This is a genomic window from Pseudomonas juntendi (assembly GCF_021560075.1).
Taxonomy (GTDB): domain Bacteria; phylum Pseudomonadota; class Gammaproteobacteria; order Pseudomonadales; family Pseudomonadaceae; genus Aquipseudomonas; species Aquipseudomonas juntendi.
In genome coordinates this window covers 454,239-467,880 of the sequence record NZ_CP091088.1, presented here as the reverse complement: position 1 = coordinate 467,880, position 13,642 = coordinate 454,239, and the positions used below count along the sequence as shown (strand labels likewise).

15 protein-coding genes are annotated in these 13,642 nt (G+C 62.8%); 7 read left to right on the top strand and 8 right to left on the bottom strand.

Going from position 1 to position 13,642, the window contains the following annotated elements; all coding sequences use genetic code 11:
- Positions 1 to 37: 37 nt before the first annotated feature.
- Both erpA and argC read right to left on the bottom strand, forming a co-directional pair.
- The gene (erpA, locus tag L1P09_RS02035; protein WP_003255511.1) at positions 38 to 388 is read right to left on the bottom strand and encodes an iron-sulfur cluster insertion protein ErpA; all 351 of its coding nucleotides are present in this window, start codon (positions 386 to 388) and stop codon (positions 38 to 40) included.
- A 150-nt stretch (positions 389 to 538) separates the two neighbouring features.
- Positions 539 to 1,573 (bottom strand): N-acetyl-gamma-glutamyl-phosphate reductase, encoded by a 1,035-nt coding sequence (gene argC / locus L1P09_RS02030; protein ID WP_009681264.1) that lies wholly within the window; start codon positions 1,571 to 1,573, stop codon positions 539 to 541.
- A 142-nt stretch (positions 1,574 to 1,715) separates the two neighbouring features.
- On the opposite strand from argC, the gene hemJ reads away from it, so the two are divergent.
- The 5 genes from hemJ (at position 1,716) to L1P09_RS02005 (ending at position 5,222) form a co-directional block, all read left to right on the top strand.
- Positions 1,716 to 2,141 carry a protoporphyrinogen oxidase HemJ gene (gene hemJ / locus L1P09_RS02025; RefSeq protein ID WP_235768393.1) on the top strand — a complete coding sequence of 142 codons (426 nt, stop codon included), beginning with the start codon at positions 1,716 to 1,718 and terminating at the stop codon, positions 2,139 to 2,141.
- A gap of 133 nt (positions 2,142 to 2,274) precedes the next feature.
- Positions 2,275 to 3,057, top strand: a complete 783-nt coding sequence (locus L1P09_RS02020; RefSeq protein WP_054906027.1) for an SDR family NAD(P)-dependent oxidoreductase — start codon at positions 2,275 to 2,277, stop codon at positions 3,055 to 3,057.
- 62 nt (positions 3,058 to 3,119) lie between these two features.
- Positions 3,120 to 3,458 carry a histidine triad nucleotide-binding protein gene (locus L1P09_RS02015; RefSeq protein WP_054906028.1) on the top strand — a complete coding sequence of 113 codons (339 nt, stop codon included), beginning with the start codon at positions 3,120 to 3,122 and terminating at the stop codon, positions 3,456 to 3,458.
- A gap of 65 nt (positions 3,459 to 3,523) precedes the next feature.
- Positions 3,524 to 4,171 carry a 2-polyprenyl-3-methyl-6-methoxy-1,4-benzoquinone monooxygenase gene (coq7, locus tag L1P09_RS02010; protein ID WP_029887376.1) on the top strand — a complete coding sequence of 216 codons (648 nt, stop codon included), beginning with the start codon at positions 3,524 to 3,526 and terminating at the stop codon, positions 4,169 to 4,171.
- 10 nt (positions 4,172 to 4,181) lie between these two features.
- On the top strand, positions 4,182 to 5,222 hold the full coding sequence (locus L1P09_RS02005) for a DUF2157 domain-containing protein (protein WP_235768391.1): 1,041 nt from the start codon (positions 4,182 to 4,184) through the stop codon (positions 5,220 to 5,222).
- A 39-nt stretch (positions 5,223 to 5,261) separates the two neighbouring features.
- Here the strand turns inward: L1P09_RS02005 and L1P09_RS02000 are convergent, their stop codons facing one another.
- Positions 5,262 to 5,684, bottom strand: a complete 423-nt coding sequence (locus L1P09_RS02000; protein WP_004376171.1) for an OsmC family protein — start codon at positions 5,682 to 5,684, stop codon at positions 5,262 to 5,264.
- Positions 5,685 to 5,873: 189 nt separating this feature from the next.
- Here L1P09_RS02000 and crp point away from each other — a divergent pair, with 189 nt between their 5' ends.
- Positions 5,874 to 6,518 (top strand): cAMP-activated global transcriptional regulator CRP, encoded by a 645-nt coding sequence (crp, locus tag L1P09_RS01995; RefSeq protein ID WP_009681258.1) that lies wholly within the window; start codon positions 5,874 to 5,876, stop codon positions 6,516 to 6,518.
- Here crp and L1P09_RS01990 read toward each other — a convergent pair.
- From L1P09_RS01990 to L1P09_RS01975, 4 genes are all read right to left on the bottom strand, one after another.
- Complete coding sequence (locus L1P09_RS01990; protein ID WP_009681257.1) at positions 6,515 to 7,219, bottom strand: lipoate--protein ligase family protein; 705 nt, start codon at positions 7,217 to 7,219, stop codon at positions 6,515 to 6,517. The genes crp and L1P09_RS01990 overlap by 4 nt on opposite strands.
- An 80-nt stretch (positions 7,220 to 7,299) precedes the next feature.
- Positions 7,300 to 8,133 (bottom strand): indole-3-glycerol phosphate synthase TrpC, encoded by an 834-nt coding sequence (gene trpC, locus L1P09_RS01985; RefSeq protein ID WP_192441541.1) that lies wholly within the window; start codon positions 8,131 to 8,133, stop codon positions 7,300 to 7,302.
- Positions 8,130 to 9,179, bottom strand: a complete 1,050-nt coding sequence (trpD, locus tag L1P09_RS01980) for an anthranilate phosphoribosyltransferase (protein ID WP_054906032.1) — start codon at positions 9,177 to 9,179, stop codon at positions 8,130 to 8,132. The genes trpC and trpD overlap by 4 nt, the downstream gene beginning before the upstream one ends.
- Positions 9,180 to 9,188: 9 nt before the next feature.
- Complete coding sequence (locus L1P09_RS01975) at positions 9,189 to 9,782, bottom strand: aminodeoxychorismate/anthranilate synthase component II (RefSeq protein ID WP_009681254.1); 594 nt, start codon at positions 9,780 to 9,782, stop codon at positions 9,189 to 9,191.
- Positions 9,783 to 10,149: 367 nt separating this feature from the next.
- Between L1P09_RS01975 and estP the strand changes: the two genes are divergently transcribed.
- Positions 10,150 to 12,039 carry an esterase EstP gene (gene estP, locus L1P09_RS01970; protein ID WP_235768389.1) on the top strand — a complete coding sequence of 630 codons (1,890 nt, stop codon included), beginning with the start codon at positions 10,150 to 10,152 and terminating at the stop codon, positions 12,037 to 12,039.
- Positions 12,040 to 12,148: 109 nt separating this feature from the next.
- On the opposite strand, the gene trpE is transcribed toward estP, so the two are convergent.
- Complete coding sequence (gene trpE, locus L1P09_RS01965; protein ID WP_009685254.1) at positions 12,149 to 13,630, bottom strand: anthranilate synthase component I; 1,482 nt, start codon at positions 13,628 to 13,630, stop codon at positions 12,149 to 12,151.
- Positions 13,631 to 13,642 lie beyond the last annotated feature (12 nt).

Genomic DNA, 13,642 nt, shown 5'->3' with positions numbered 1-13,642 from the left:
CCGCGCAATTGCGCGGCGTTTTCGTATCGGCCCGAATTCAGATCGAGAACGACGACCCGCAACCGCAGGTGGTGGCGGCATTCGGGTTCTTGATCACAAAGCGCGAACCTTCCAGGCCTTCCTGGTAGTCCACTTCGGCACCGGCCAGGTACTGGAAGCTCATCGGGTCGACCACCAGGGAAACGCCTTCGCGCTCGACGATGGTGTCGTCTTCAGCCACGTCTTCATCGAAGGTGAAGCCGTACTGAAAGCCCGAGCAACCGCCCCCGGTCACGAACACCCGCAGCTTCAGACGTTCATTGCCTTCCTCATTGACCAGGTTCTTCACCTTCTGGGCTGCGCCATGGGTGAATTCCAGGCCGGTAGGGGTGAAGGTTTCGACGCTCATGTTGATTCTCCCGGCGCGGTAGCCGCCATATAACTCTCGATGACGCGCATTATCCGCTTTCCCGAGAAAATTGGTCAACAATACGTAAGCCGCAAGCGACAACCTACACGCCGCAAGCTCGGCCCGCAGGTGTGCAGCTCGCGGCGTCTGTCACGGCAGCAAGCCTGCGTGGGACAGGCCCATGCGCTCATCCAGGCCAAACAGGATGTTGAGGTTCTGCACTGCCTGCCCCGAAGCGCCCTTCACCAGGTTGTCGATCACCGAGAGCACCACTACCAGGTCCCCGCCCTGCGGGCGATGAACGGCAATGCGGCAAACGTTGGCACCGCGCACGCTGCGGGTTTCCGGGTGGCTACCAGCCGGCATCACGTCGACGAACGGCTCATCGGCGTAGCGTTTCTCGAACAACGCCTGCAGGTCGACCGAAGTATCGGCCACGTTCGCGTACAGGGTAGCGTGGATACCACGGATCATCGGTGTCAGGTGCGGCACGAACGTCAGGCCGATGTCCTTGCCGGCCGCCTGGCGCAGGCCCTGGCTGATTTCCGGCAAGTGGCGATGCCCCTTGACGGCATAGGCCTTCATGCTTTCACCGGCTTCGCAGAACAGCGAACCCACTGCCGCACCACGCCCGGCGCCGCTGACACCCGACTTGCAGTCGGCGATCAGCCGCGCGGGGTCGGCCAGACCCGCTTCCAGTAACGGCAGGAAACCGAGCTGGGTGGCGGTCGGGTAGCAACCCGGCACGGCAATCAGGCGCGCCTGGCGAATCTTCTCGCGGTTCACTTCGGGCAGGCCATACACGGCATCCTTGAGCAGTTCAGGCGCGCCATGCGGCTGACCGTACCACTTGCCCCACTCGGTGGCATCCTGCAGACGGAAGTCAGCCGACAGGTCGATCACCTTGGTACCCGCCGCCAGCAATTCGCCGGCCAGTGCGTGGGCAACGCCATGCGGTGTGGCGAAGAACACGACGTCGCAAGCAGCCAGCGCCTTGCTGTCGGGTACGCTGAACGCCAGCCCGTCATAGTGGCCGCGCAGGTTCGGGTACATGTCTGCCACCGCCACGCCCGCCTCCGAGCGCGAAGTGATGACAGCCACTTCGGCCTGTGGATGCTGTGCCAGCAGACGCAACAGTTCGACGCCGGTGTAACCGGTGCCGCCAACAATACCGACCTTGATCATAACGCTTGCCCCTTATCAACGAGCCGTCTGGAAAGCGCACGATAATAGGGGCGCGAGGCGCCTGTAACAACTCTCCGGGTGTCCCTTCCGGCGCCCGACCACTACTATCTGACGACCGTGATTACCTGAAGGAACACCCTCCATGTTTTACCTATGGATCAAAGCGCTGCATATCGTCAGCGTAGTCTGCTGGTTCGCCGGCCTGTTCTATCTGCCGCGGCTGTTCGTGTACCACGCCCAGAGCCAGGACAGCATCAGCCAGGAACGCTTCGTGACCATGGAGCGCAAGCTCTACCGCGGCATCATGAACCCGGCAATGATCGCCACCTATGTATTTGGCGCCTGGATGCTCTACCTCAACCCCGGCTGGCTGAGCCAGGGCTGGCTGCATGCCAAGCTGACCCTGGTAATCCTGCTCACCGGCTACCATCACGTGTGTGGCGCCCAGCGCAAACGCTTCGCCAGCGGCACCAACACACGCAGCCACGTCTATTATCGCTGGTTCAACGAAGTGCCCGTGCTCATCCTGCTGGGCATCGTGATTCTGGTGGTGGTCAAGCCGTTCTGACACAGCCACCTCAACTATCAGCAAGCCCAGCCGCGCTGCAAGGCCATTGGCCCCCGGGCCTTGTAGCAAAACGCAGCACCTGGCACGGGCAAGCTGTACACTAGGCGCCCTCTTCCGCCCCCAGGAGCCTTGCATGTCCCGTTACGCCATGATCACTGGTGCTTCCAGCGGCCTGGGCCTGGCCCTGGCGGAAGCGCTGGCACGGCGTGGACGCAACCTGATCCTGGTGGCACGCCAGCGCGAAACGCTGGAACCGGTCGCCCTCGAGCTGACCCAACGCTTTGGTGTAGAGGTACTGTTCCGCGCCTGCGACCTCAGCCAGCCGCTGCGCCTGTCAGGTTTCGTGCTGGAGCTGGAAGAAGGCGAGCGGCGCATCGACCTGCTGGTCAACTGTGCCGGTTTGCGCACCTACGGCCCATTCCTGGCCCATGAGTGGGCCGACGAGCAAGACCTGCTCGAGGTCAACGTGCTGGCCATGAGCCGGCTATGCCATGCAATCGGCAACCTGATGGCCGTGCAGGGTGGCGGGCAGATCCTCAACGTTGCAGGCCTGGCCGGGGTCGCACCTGGGCCATGGATGGCGGCCTATGCCGCCAGCAAAGCCTACGTGCTGAGCTTTTCCCAGGCACTGCGCGAGGAGCTCAAGCGCGCCGGCATCAAGGTCTCGGTACTGTGCCCCGGCCCGGTACGCTCTGCACGGCGGCGCATCCCCCGCCTGGATGGCAAGCCACGCTGCCTGAGCCCCGAGGAAGTGGCCCTGTACACGGTGCGGGCGCTGGACAAGAACCGCGCCCTGATCATGCCAGGGCGGCGCAACCGCTGGCTGGCCTTCGCCCCCCGTCTGCTGCCACGCTGGCTGGTACGCAAACTGGCCGGCGCCATTCACCGCCGCTATTGCCCGGCCGGCATGGAATAGCCACTGGGCGATTGGCGCCTGGCTGAGTACACTCGGCCCGACCTTCACCATGGAGCAGTGCTGTGGACGATCTATTCCTCAAAATCATCAACCGGGAAATTCCGGCGGATATCATCTACGAAGACGACCAGGTCCTGGCGTTCAAGGACATTGCTCCCGCGGCGCCGGTGCATTTCCTGGTCATCCCGAAAAAGCACATTCCTACCCTCAATCACCTCACAGAAGAGGACAAGGCCCTGGCAGGCCACATCCTGTTCACTGCCCAGCGCCTGGCAGTCGAACAAGGCTGCGAGGAAGGCTTCCGCGTGGTAATGAACTGCAACCCCAAAGGCGGCCAGACCGTCTACCACATCCACATGCACGTGCTTGGCCAGCGCCAGATGAACTGGCCGCCGGGCTGATCCACGGCAAGCGACCCCGCCGCTATTGCGGTAAACTGTCGGGCACATTCTTGCGGAGGTGCCCGATGGCTACCGAACGTCACTACTCGCCGCTCGACCGCTTGTTGCTGCAGGCCGATACCGCCATGCGCACCTTGCTGCCCTTCAGCGGCCAACCCGCCCGGCCGTCACCGGCCATCATCCAGCCAGACGCCAACCTGGACGAACAGCAAACCCGCCACATTGCCGGGCTGATGCGCATCAACCATACCGGTGAAGTCTGCGCCCAGGCCCTGTACCAAGGCCAGGCCCTGACGGCCAAGCTGCCCGAAGTGCGCAAGGCCATGGAACATGCCGCCGAGGAAGAAATCGACCACCTGGCGTGGTGCGAGCAACGCATTCGCCAGCTGAACAGCCACCCAAGCGTGCTCAACCCCCTGTTCTATGGCATGTCCTTCGGCATCGGCGCACTGGCCGGGCTGGTCAGCGACAAGGTCAGCCTGGGTTTCGTCGCCGCCACCGAGCACCAGGTATGCAAGCACCTGGACGAACACCTTGAGCAGTTGCCGCAAGAAGACGAAAAGTCCCGCGCCATTCTTGAGCAGATGCGCGTCGACGAAGAGCAGCACGCCGAGTCCGCCCTGGAAGCCGGTGGCTACCGTTTCCCTGCTCCTGTGCGCTTCGGTATGAGCTTGCTGGCCAAGGTCATGACCAAGAGCACCTACCGCATCTGAAGGCTGCCCCATGACGGACCGAATCGACGCCAAGGACCTGGCGCGTGCTGTGCAAGCCGGCGTTCTCCAGCCTGGCCAGGACCAGGCCCTGCTGGCGTTCCTGCGCCAGCAACCGCCAGCACGCGGTACCTTTCAGCTGGCCCATGTCGCCTTCTACTTCGGCGCCATGCTGATCATGGCCGCCATGGGCTGGTTGCTCACCGAGGCCTGGATGAGCATCGGCGACGCCGCACTGCTGGTCATCGCCAGCCTGTACATCGGGCTGATCACCTTGTTTGCCCTCAACTTGCAGCGGCGTGCGCAGCCCGTAGCCGCCGGGGTACTGGCCGCCGTCGCGGTCAGTATCGTGCCGCTGGCAGTGTTCGCCATCGAACGCTTGGCGGGTTGGTGGCCAATGGATGACACCCAGGCCAACTACCACCACTACTACACCTACGTGCAAGGCGGCTGGCTGGCGATGGAGGCGGCCACGGTAGTGGCCGGTTTGCTGATGCTGCGGTTGATCCCTTACCCGTTCATCGTCATGCCGATCGCCGTGGCCCTATGGTTCATGTCGATGGACCTGACTGAGTGGTTCTTCGGCTCGCCGTTCAGCTGGGCGCAGCGCCGTGAGGTTTCGCTGTGGTTCGGCCTGGGAATGCTGGTGGTGTTCCTGCTGGTGGACGGCCGTACACGCGAGGACTATGCCCGCTGGGGGTACCTGGCAGGGCTGGCGGCATTCTGGGGCGGGCTGACGCTACTGGACAGCGGCAGCGAGCTGGGCAAGGCGCTGTACTGCCTGATAAACATTGCGCTGATGGGCATGGCAGTGCTGCTGCGCCGGCCGGTGTTCATGGTGTTCGGCGCGCTGGGGGTTGCGGCCTACCTGGGCTACCTGGCGTATGAGGTATTCGCGCAATCGCTGCTGTTCCCGGTCGTGGTGACGCTGATCGGGCTGGGGGTCATCTGGCTGGGGCTGGTCTACCAGAAGCGCCGGGAGCGGTTGAGCCGCGCAATGCGCAGCGGCTTGCCAGCATGGCTTCGCTCTGCATTGCCGGCACTGCGCAACTGATGGTGTCGGGACCGCTTGGCGGCCCCAAAAAACCCGGCTTCAACCCAACTCTACAATCTCGTACCCGTGGGTAATCTCGACCCCGGCACGCTCGAGCATGATCGACGCAGAGCAGTACTTCTCTGCCGACAGCTCGACCGCGCGCTTGACCTGCGCTTCTTTCAGCCCGCGCCCCTTAACGACGAAGTTCATGTGGATCTTGGTGAACACTTTCGGGTCTTCACTGGCGCGCTCGGCTTCCAGAAACGCCTCGCAGCTCTCCACCGCCTGGCGCGACTTCTTCAGAATACTGACCACGTCAAAGCTGCTGCAGCCACCCAACCCCAACAGCAGCATCTCCATAGGGCGCACACCCAGGTTGCGGCCGCCGGCCTCGGGCGGGCCATCCATCACGACGACATGGCCGCTGCCCGATTCGCCGAGAAACATTGCCTCACCGGCCCACTGGATACGTGCCTTCATCTACCTGGACTCCTGATATTCGGAAAAGGGTGTCAGCTTAGACCTTGTGTGGCTGTGGGAAAAGTACGAGAGGACTCGGTTTAGTACCGAAACATCTTGTAGTGTCTGATAAGCTGGCGCCAAATGACTGGCGCCTGCCGCTGTCGATCTACAAAAATACCCAAGCCTCGTATCGAACAGGACTTCGTGATGGTTGCCTCTGCCCTACCCGCAAAGATCAAGAACATCGACAAGTTGCTGGTGCACTGCCAGCGCCGCCGCTTCACCGCAAAAAGCAACATCATCTGCGCTGGCGACCGGGCCGAAACACTGTCGTTCATCATCAAGGGGTCGGTCACCATCATCATCGAAGACGATGACGGTCATGAAATGATCATCGCCTACCTCAACCCGGGCGATTTCTTTGGCGAGCTGGGGCTGTTCGAGCCCGTTGAGGGTGAGCAGCAGCGCAGCGCCTGGGTACGGGCGAAGACGGAATGCGAAGTGGCCGAGATCAGTTACGAGAAATTTCGCGAAGTGGCGCGCCAGGACCCGGAAATTCTCTACGCCCTGGGCAGCCAGATGGCGCAACGCCTTCGTAATACCACACGCAAGGTCGGCGACCTGGCGTTCTTCGACGTAACCGGCCGCGTCGCCCGCTGCCTGCTGGAGCTGTGCAAGCAGCCCGACGCCATGACCCATCCGGATGGCATGCAGATCAAGATCACCCGCCAGGAAATCGGCCGCATCGTCGGTTGCTCGCGGGAAATGGTAGGCCGCGTGCTTAAAGACCTCGAAGAGCGCAGCCTGGTCCATGTCAAAGGCAAGACCATGGTGGTCTACGGTACCCGCTAATCCCTGGGCAGGTCGGCCAAGACCTTGGCGTAAGCTTGCGAGAGGCGCTGGAACCAGGGCACTGCGGGCGCCACTTCGTGCAAGGCAATGTGTGCGTCGGCGCGGCAACGCTGCTCAAGCGCGCAGCACTCGTTGAAACGGTTGACCGCCGCCACCATCGCCTCACGTTCGTTGTCCAGCAACAACGCGCCGTGCACCAGTACCACCGGGCGTTTGCCGCCCAGGCCCTGGCGCCAGCGCTGGGCGGTACCGACCAGCTTGCGGCCATTGAGGTTGACGTTGTAGCGGCCATCGCAAAAGGCGCCGTCGATTTCCCCCACCGACGCTACCCCGCCCCACTCGCGCAACACATCGCACAGTGGCAGGCACAGGCGCTCATAAGCGGTTTCGATGCGGCCATGGTCGCCTTCGCTGCGCGGCGCGGCATAGACCAGCGCCACGTTCACGGTGGCATGCGACTGCGGGACCGGCTCACCGCCGGTTTCACGCAGCAATACCGGCCAACCGGCGATCGCCAGTTCTGCGCAGGCTGTTTCGAAATTGGCTAGCCGGCTCATGCGCCGGGGCATCACCAAGGCATGGTCAGTGGGGCGCCAGAACAGCACACCACTCTCACGTTCGCCACGGCAAACGGCGGCCAGCAGGTCCTGTTCGGCGTGCAAGCCCTGCTCGACAGTCAGGGCCAGGGGTTGATCGCTCATCGCTCCACCATGGATGTTGTTTTCAAGGGCCTCTTGCCGGGCCCGTAAAAAAGCCGGCAATCACGCCGGCTTCATTGCAATCAGTCCAGTTGCTGAACAGTTTTCTTCACCTGGTCCGGGAAGAACAGCCGCTGTAGCTCCAGCCCAGGTTGTTCGGCGCGCATGAATGCCTCACCCACCAGGAACGAATAAACGTCGTTGATCGCCATCAGCTCGACATCGGCCCGGTTCAAGATACCGCTCTCGGTAATTGCCAGGCGATCACGCGGTATGCGCGGCAGCAGGTCGAGGGTGGTTTCCAGGCTGACTTCAAAGGTGTGCAGGTTGCGGTTGTTCACGCCCACCAGCGGTGTATCCAGGGTTTTCAGCGCACGCTCCAGCTCATCGCCATCGTGCACTTCTACCAGTACATCGAGGCCGACGTCCTTGGCGGTGGCGGCCAGTTCGGCCATCTTCACGTCATCCAGCGCCGACACGATCAGCAGCACGCAGTCCGCACCCAAGGCCCGCGCCTCGACGATCTGGTAGGGGTCGATCATGAAATCCTTGCGGATCACGGGCAGGGAAACCGCCGCACGAGCCTGCTGCAAGTACTCATCGGCACCCAGGAAGTAGTCCACATCGGTCAGCACCGACAGGCAGGTAGCACCGCCCTTCTCGTAGCTGACAGCGATTTCCGCCGGCATGAAGTCTTCACGGATCACGCCCTTGCTGGGCGAGGCCTTCTTGATTTCGGCAATCACCGCAGGCTGCTTGCGCTTGGCCTGCTCGATCAAGGCATTGGCAAAGCCCCGGGGAGCGTCAGCGGCCTTGGCCAGGCCCTCCAATTCGCGAATGCTGACCCGCGCGCTGCGCTCGGCCACTTCCTGGAACTTGCGGGCAATGATCTTTTCCAGCACCGTCGGCACGCTCATGCTTCGTTCTCCACCTTGAATACTGCAGTAAATGCACCCAGTTCCTGCAGCTTTTCCCAGGCCAGGCCGGTGTGCAGTACGTCATGGGCCAGTTCCACACCGGCTTTCAGGCTCATGGCATGGTCAGCGGCGTACAGCGCCGCACCGGCATTGAGCACGATCATCTCGGCAGCTTTCTGGCCGTTTTCAGTCTTGCGCCGGCCCAGTGCATCACGGATCAGTTCCAGTGACGCCTGCGGGCTCTCAACGGCCAGGCCATGCAGGCTCTGGCTTTTCATGCCGAGGTCTTCCGGCTCGACCCAGTATTCGGTGATCTCGTCGTTCTTCAGCTCGGCCACAAAAGTGGGGGCAGCCAGGCTGAACTCATCCAGGCCATCCTTCGAGTGCACCACCAGCACATGCTTGCTGCCCAGGCGCTGCAGCACCTCGGCCAACGGCCGGCACAGGGCCTGAGCGAACACGCCGACCACCTGGTGTTTCACCCCGGCCGGATTCGTAAGCGGGCCGAGCATGTTGAACAGGGTACGCATACCCAGCTCGCGGCGCGGGCCAGCGGCGTGCTTCATTGCCGAGTGATGGCTTTGCGCGAACATGAAGCCGATCCCCAGGCTGTCGATGCAGCGGCCCACTTGCGTTGGCGTCAGGTTCAGGTAGATGCCGGCAGCTTCCAGCAAGTCGGCACTGCCGCTCTTGCCCGACACCGCGCGGTTGCCATGCTTGGCCACTGGGCAGCCCGCCGCCGCCAGCACGAACGACGAAGCGGTGGAAACATTGAAGATGTTGGCACCGTCACCGCCGGTACCGACGATATCCACCACACCCTCCAGGCTCCGCAGCTCGACCTTGTCGGCCAGCTCGCGCATCACCGATACCGCGCCCACGATCTCGTCGATGCTCTCGCTTTTCATGCGCATGCCCATCAGGAAGGCGCCGATCTGCGCCTCGCTGCACTGGCCTGTCATGATCTGGCGCATCACATCGCGCATTTCTTCGGTCGAAAGGTCCAGCTGGCCAACGATACGGCTCAGCGCGCTTTTGATGTCCATATTCAATCCTTAGCGGCGGCCGCCGGTCTGCTTGAGGAAGTTGGCGAACAGCTCGTGGCCCTGCTCGGTGAGGATCGACTCAGGGTGGAACTGCACCCCTTCGATGTTCAGCGTTTTGTGTCGCAGGCCCATGATCTCGTCGACCGAACCATCTGCATGGGCCGTCCAGGCGGTCACTTCCAGGCAGTCAGGCAAGGTGTCGCGCTTGACCACCAGCGAGTGGTAGCGGGTCACCGTCAGCGGGTTGTTGAGGCCGGCAAACACGCCGAGGTCGCGGTGGAGTACCGGGCTGGTCTTGCCATGCATCACCTGGCGAGCCCGGACCACGTCACCGCCAAAGGCCTGGCCGATGGACTGGTGGCCCAGGCATACGCCGAGGATCGGCAGCTTGCCGGCGAAATGCAGGATGGCCTCGATGGACACGCCCGCCTCGCTCGGCGTGCACGGGCCAGGGGATACGACGATCCGCTCGGGGTTCAGGGCTTCGATCTGGGCAATGGTCAGTTCGTCATTGCGAACGACCTTGACCTCGGCACCCAGCTCGCCAAGGTACTGCACAACGTTGTAAGTAAATGAGTCGTAGTTGTCGATCATCAGTAACATGGTGTTAAACCTCTTGAACTTACTGACTTCAAATTCGAACCTCCCTCTGCCCGCCATAGCGGTGGCTGTGCCACTTGAGGGCGAGGAACAGGAAGGCAAACAGGGGCGGGCCGGACTGGCCGGCAGGGGATAAAGTCAGGCGCGCCAACGCCAACGGGCGTGGGCCTTGATTACGCGCATCAAGAGTTTGCTGACGATCAACACAGGGTAGGTCTCGCTCATACGTCACGGCACAGTAGCCTACCGGCGCGGCGGGCGCAATATGCCTGTAAACACGGGGAAACGAATGGACTTGGGAGCGAAGCCCCACGATTTGCTAATGTCGATCAGGTTGTTCTCATAAAAACAAAGAAAAGGATGTTCCGCGATGAGAAAAGCTCCACTTTTGCGCTTTGCCTTCGCTTCATTAGCCTTGGCCTGCAGCCAGGCCTTTGCCGCCCCCTCGCCCTATTCCACGCTGATCGTATTCGGCGACAGCCTGGCAGATGCCGGGCAGTTCCCCGACCTGACAGGTGGCACCTCCGGCGCACGCTTCACCAACCGTGAGGCCGATGGCAATTTTGCCCCGGTGTCGCCGATGATCCTCGGTGGCCGTTTGGGCATAGACCCCAATGCGCTGAACCCCTCCACCTCCGTCGGTGTACGCCCCGACGGCAACAACTGGGCGGTAGGGGGCTACACCACGCAACAGATTCTTGATTCGATCACCGAAACCTCCAGAACCGTCATTCCACCCGGCAACCCAGGCGCCGGGACGGTGTTGCGAGAGAAGCCTGGCTACCTGGCCAACGGGCTGCGCGCCGACCCCAATGCCCTGTACTACCTGACCGGCGGCGGCAACGACTTTCTGCAAGGCCTGGTCAACAGCCCGGCCGACGCAGTGGCGGCCGGCGCTCGGCTGGCCGCCAGCGCTCAGGCCCTGCAACAGGGCGGCGCACGCTACATCATGGTCTGGCTGCTACCCGACCTTGGCCAGACACCGAACTTCAGCGGCACGCCGCAACAGAACCCGCTGTCGTTGCTGTCCGGGGCGTTCAATCAATCGCTGCTGGGCCAGCTGAGGCAGATCGATGCCCAGGTCATCCCCCTGAACATCCCTGTGTTGCTGAGCGAGGCCTTGGCCAGCCCCAGCCAGTTCGGCCTGGCACCTGACCAGAACCTGGTCGGCACTTGCTACAGCGGGCAAGGCTGCGTGGGCAACCCGGTCCATGGCATCGACGGCACCACGCCAGACCCGACCCGGCTACTGTTCAACGATTCGGTGCACCCGACCATCGCCGGCCAGCAACTGATTGCCGACTACGCCTACTCGATCCTGTCCGCGCCCTGGGAACTGTCCCTGCTGCCGGAAATGGCCCACGCCAGCCTGCGTGCCCACCAGGATGAATTGCGCAGCCAATGGCAAACGCCATGGCAGGCGATCGGCCAGTGGCAAGCGTTTGTCAGCAGCGGCGCCCAGGACCTGGACTTCGACAGCCAGGGCAGCGCGGTCAGCGGCGATGGCCGGGGCTACAACCTGACCGTGGGTGGCAGCTACCGCCTGAACGATGCCTGGCGCCTGGGGCTGGCGGGCGGCGTCTACCGGCAGAAGCTGGAAGCAGGCACGCAAGACTCGGACTACAAGCTCGACAGCTACCTGGCCAGCGCCTTCGCCCAGTACCGGCAGGACCGCTGGTGGGCCGATGCAGCGCTGACAGCCGGGCACCTGGACTACAGCGACCTCAAGCGCACCTTTGCCCTGGGCGTGAACGAGCGTAGCGAAAAGGGCGACACCGACGGTGAAGCCTGGGCTATGTCCGCACGGCTGGGCTACAACCTGGCGGCCGACAGCAGCAACTGGCAACTGGCACCATTCATCAGCGCCGACTATGCGCGGGTCAAGGTGGACGGCTACGACGAGAAGAGCGGGCGCTCCACAGCCCTGGGTTTCGATGACCAGGAGCGCACGTCTCGCCGCCTGGGCGTGGGGCTGCTGGGCAGCGTGCAGGTGCTGCCCTCTACCCGGCTGTTCGCCGAGGTGGCGCAAGAGCATGAGTTCGAGGATGACCAGCAGGACGTGACCATGCACCTGACCAGCTTGCCGGCGAATGACTTCACCCTGACCGGGTATACGCCGCACAGCGACCTGACCCGGGCCAGCCTGGGGGTAAGCCATGAAGTGGTGGCGGGGGTGCATTTGCGCGGCAACTACAACTGGCGCAAGAGTGATGAGCTGACGCAGCAGGGGGTGAGTCTGGGGGTTAGCGTCGATTTCTAGCTGGCTGGGGCCGCTTTGCGGCCCTTTCGCGACACAAGGCCGCTCCTACAGGGAAGCGCAATCGCCGTGAATGCGATTCCTTGCAGGCGGCAGCCCAGAGGCTAGTGAATTATTTGGCGCAAGTCTGCTCAGCCAAGGCCACCGCACGGAACATCGCCCGGCGCTTGTTGATGGTTTCTTCCCACTCCAGCGCCGGCACCGAGTCGGCAACGATACCGCCACCTGCCTGCACATGCAGCTCGCCGTCCTTGATCACCGCCGTACGAATGGCAATGGCGGTATCCATGTTGCCATTCCAGGCGAAGTACCCCACGGCACCGCCGTATACACCACGCTTGACCGGCTCCAGTTCGTCGATGATCTCCATTGCTCGGATCTTCGGCGCCCCCGACAGGGTACCGGCCGGCAGGATCGCGCGCAGTGCATCCATCGCCGTCAGCCCTTCGCGCAAGTGGCCGGTGACGTTGGAGACAATGTGCATGACGTTGGAGTAGCGCTCGATCACCATCTTCTCGGTCAGGCGTACGCTGCCCGTGGAGGACACCCGGCCGACATCGTTGCGGCCCAGGTCGATCAGCATCAGGTGCTCCGCGATCTCTTTGTCGTCCGACAGCAGGTCGTCTTCCAGCGCACGGTCGGCCTCTTCGGTTGCGCCACGCGGGCGGGTACCGGCAATCGGGCGCACGGTGACCAGGTTGTCCTCGACCCGCACCAGCACTTCTGGCGAGCTGCCAACCACGTGGAAGTCGCCAAAATTGAAGAAGTACATGTAAGGCGTCGGGTTGAAGCAGCGCAAAGCGCGATAGAGGTCGATTGGCGCCGCCTTGAAGTCGATCGACATACGTTGTGACGGCACCACCTGCATGCAGTCGCCCGCCAGGATGTATTCCTTGATGCGGCCAACGGCGCTTTCATAGTCCTCACGGGTGTAGCTGGAGCGGAATGCCGGCTCGGCAGCCTGCGGGCCGCTCAGGTCCAGGCCTCGGCGTGGGGTAATAGGCTGGCGCAGGGTTTCCAGCAAGCCTTGCAGGCGCGCCTGGCCTTGCTCGAAAGCCTGATCTTGCGCAGGGTCTACCAGCACGATGGCGTGCATCTTGCCGGCCAGGTTGTCGAATACCACGACCGCGTCCGAGACCATCAGCAGAATGTCGGGCACACCCAGCGGGTCTGGGTTCGGGCTGGCCCCCAGGCGCTTTTCCACATAGCGCACGCAGTCGTAGCCAAAGTAACCGACCAGGCCACCATTGAAACGTGGCAGGCCGGGAATGTCGGCGACCTTGTAGCGCTCCTTGAACGTCTCGACAAAGGCCAGCGGGTCTTCGACATCGTGGCGTTCAACCTCGACACCGTCCTGCAGGATGCTGACGTGATAGCCGTGCACCCGCATCACCGTCCTCGAGGGCAGGCCGATCATCGAGTAACGGCCCCATTTCTCGCCGCCCTGCACCGATTCGAGCAGGTACGAGTTGGCCTGGTCGGCCAGCTTCAGGTAGATCGACAGCGGCGTATCGAAGTCGGCCAGGGTTTCGCAGGCCAGGGGAATGCGGTTATAGCCGGCAGCAGCCAGGCGCAGGAATTCTTCGTGGTTCATGAGTAGCCTCGT

Bases quoted from the DNA above. Each gene is read 5' to 3' on its own strand.
- erpA (WP_003255511.1), bottom strand. From the start codon at position 388: ATGAGCGTCGAAACCTTCACCCCTACCGGCCTGGAATTCACCCATGGC.
- argC (WP_009681264.1), bottom strand. From the start codon at position 1,573: ATGATCAAGGTCGGTATTGTTGGCGGCACCGGTTACACCGGCGTCGAA.
- hemJ (WP_235768393.1), top strand. From the start codon at position 1,716: ATGTTTTACCTATGGATCAAAGCGCTGCATATCGTCAGCGTAGTCTGC.
- L1P09_RS02020 (WP_054906027.1), top strand. From the start codon at position 2,275: ATGTCCCGTTACGCCATGATCACTGGTGCTTCCAGCGGCCTGGGCCTG.
- coq7 (WP_029887376.1), top strand. From the start codon at position 3,524: ATGGCTACCGAACGTCACTACTCGCCGCTCGACCGCTTGTTGCTGCAG.
- L1P09_RS02005 (WP_235768391.1), top strand. From the start codon at position 4,182: ATGACGGACCGAATCGACGCCAAGGACCTGGCGCGTGCTGTGCAAGCC.
- L1P09_RS02000 (WP_004376171.1), bottom strand. From the start codon at position 5,684: ATGAAGGCACGTATCCAGTGGGCCGGTGAGGCAATGTTTCTCGGCGAA.
- crp (WP_009681258.1), top strand. From the start codon at position 5,874: ATGGTTGCCTCTGCCCTACCCGCAAAGATCAAGAACATCGACAAGTTG.
- L1P09_RS01990 (WP_009681257.1), bottom strand. From the start codon at position 7,219: ATGAGCGATCAACCCCTGGCCCTGACTGTCGAGCAGGGCTTGCACGCC.
- trpC (WP_192441541.1), bottom strand. From the start codon at position 8,133: ATGAGCGTGCCGACGGTGCTGGAAAAGATCATTGCCCGCAAGTTCCAG.
- trpD (WP_054906032.1), bottom strand. From the start codon at position 9,179: ATGGACATCAAAAGCGCGCTGAGCCGTATCGTTGGCCAGCTGGACCTT.
- L1P09_RS01975 (WP_009681254.1), bottom strand. From the start codon at position 9,782: ATGTTACTGATGATCGACAACTACGACTCATTTACTTACAACGTTGTG.
- estP (WP_235768389.1), top strand. From the start codon at position 10,150: ATGAGAAAAGCTCCACTTTTGCGCTTTGCCTTCGCTTCATTAGCCTTG.
- trpE (WP_009685254.1), bottom strand. From the start codon at position 13,630: ATGAACCACGAAGAATTCCTGCGCCTGGCTGCTGCCGGCTATAACCGC.